This is a genomic window from Mycobacterium palustre (assembly GCF_002101785.1).
Classification (GTDB): Bacteria; Actinomycetota; Actinomycetes; order Mycobacteriales; family Mycobacteriaceae; genus Mycobacterium; species Mycobacterium palustre.
In genome coordinates this window covers 1-2,109 of record NZ_LQPJ01000129.1, presented here as the reverse complement: position 1 = coordinate 2,109, position 2,109 = coordinate 1, and the positions used below count along the sequence as shown (strand labels likewise).

Annotated in this window: 2 protein-coding genes; both read left to right on the top strand. The window is 57.3% G+C overall.

The annotated features are described in order from the left end of the window. The first annotated feature begins 451 nt into the window (after positions 1-451). Entirely contained in the window at positions 452-1,681 is a 1,230-nt protein-coding gene (locus tag AWC19_RS21675) for a hypothetical protein (protein WP_085080119.1), read from the top strand. Between the two features lie 92 nt (positions 1,682-1,773). After that, positions 1,774-2,109: hypothetical protein (locus tag AWC19_RS30140; protein ID WP_211284976.1), on the top strand; the 336-nt coding region annotated here is incomplete at its 3' end.

Here is a 2,109-nt window from a genome sequence, read left to right as displayed (position 1 = left end):
CCTCTGCTCGGCCACGGTTAACTCCCTCATTCGAAGGAGTGTCAAGCATCAACCGAAGTAACTGTCAACCATCAGCCGAAACACCGTCAGGCATCACCCGAAAACAAAACGTCACGCATCAACCGAGGTCACACAAATACTTGGTGGGGCGGGCGGGGCTCGAACCCGCGACCAACGGATTATGAGTCCCTTGGTCTGGCGCTTTGGCAAATTCTGCTGGATCTGAAAATCGCCCGGCAGCGACTCCAATCCCCTAGTTTTCCAGCGCTTCTATTTGAAAACGGGGCCAAGCAGCGGCTGCTAGCTCACCACGGCAAATCAGTAGGTTGGGCTGCAAATGTGGACGCGGTATGGACGCGGGTATGCACAGGCGAGGTCGCTGGCCTTAACACGGGCGACATGCCCGCTCGAAGCGTCGGTTTATGTCAGACCCCCTCGATAGCATTCGATCGTGAGCGTTTGGGACGACGACGACTTTGACCAGCACCCGGTTTGGGGCAAAGTCGATCAGCTCGCGAGCCTTTTGGACGACGAACGTCTTCCGAAGGAAGTTGATGCACCGCAGCGGCTGTCGATTGTTCGACTCAAAACAGCCCTTGAGCTGCTACGCGAGCACCGAGACCGGGGTGTAAAGGCCCACTACGCCAAGGCGATGCTCGACAATGTAGACAACCACCTGGCCAACGCCGTGCTCTCACCGCTGACCACGTTTGTGTCGAATCCAGACAACTACGGCAATTATGTCAACGACGCCGCTGACCATGCCGAGGCAATTTTCGCCTATGTGGCGCAGTGGCCGTCATTGCCAGCCGGCGGCCAAGCTAGCGCTGCAGGCCGTGCCTTCGCCGAGTACAAGCGAGAGGCCGAACTTGCCCTGCAAACCTTGGGGGAGCAGAACGCCGAGCTCACGTCCCAGCTTGAAACACTCCGAGCTCAGATGAACACTGTCGAAGCAAAGATGGCGGGCGTGCAGGACAACTACGCCGTGTCGCTTGCGGAGCGCGAAAACGAGTATCTGGACGCGGTGCATCGTGTGGAGGAATCCGGCAAGGCGGCATATGACAAGGCGATTCAAGACACACTTAACGAACGCCTCACCGATCTTGTGTGGCTGGAAGATCAGGCGAAAAAGTCGGTCGCCGGAGCAGCAAGCGCCCAGCAAGAAGCTGAGGAGCTAGCAGCAGCCAGCAAAAACTCCGCCGACTGGTTGTCGAAGCGTGCATTCGCCAAAGACTTCGGCGAACAGGCACGCCGGAAGTCAGCTGCGGGGTGGGCATACGAAGTCCTCGGAGCCATCGTCATTGGTGTTCCGCTTGTCGCCCTGCTCATTCACTTCCTGACCAACCAAAGCTCTGACGGCACAGTCGCAGTGAGCATGACGCGGTTGAGCATCATCATCGGCGCAGTCATCTTAGGTGGCTACCTATTCAGTCGCGGCGCAACCAATCACCGCCAGGCCCGAGCAAGCAAAAACGCCGAAATCCGTTTGAACACCTTCGAAGCATTCATCACCAAGCTGTCACCTGAAGAACAGGCGGAAATTCGTGTCGGTATGGCTAGGACAATCTACCTACAAGGTCGCCTGGCTGACGAGGAGCCAGACAGCCCAAACCCATTTGTCCGCCTGCTAGACCGAGTGACCCGTAAAGACGACGAGGAGGCCGAAGACAAACTGGCCTAGTCGCCGTACCGAGTGCAACGCCCGCGCCGCTGAAAATAAATCTTTTCGTGTTTGCATGGCAAGATTAGAGCGGAGCCTAGGGAGGAGAAACCGTGGCACGAATAACCGAACAATACGGGATCGACGGCGACGTTCCATTTGTCAACATCCACGTCGAGCGTGACAACCGAGTTTTCGTTGATCCGAGCGCTATCCGAAACGATCATTCCTCGCGTGGCCGTGCAGCGTACGGACAGCTCATGACCATGTTCGGCCAAGTAGTCGAAGCTGCCCGTAGCAGTAATCCAGCTGATCATGCTGTAGGCCGCCAGTTGCTCAGGCACCTGCATGAACCTAACGAAACACGGCTGGGTGAAACGCCCTGGGTTTCCCGGAGGCTCGGGCTATTGGATTCCGATCAAGGGTTGGTCGGTCCGGTATGCATCGTA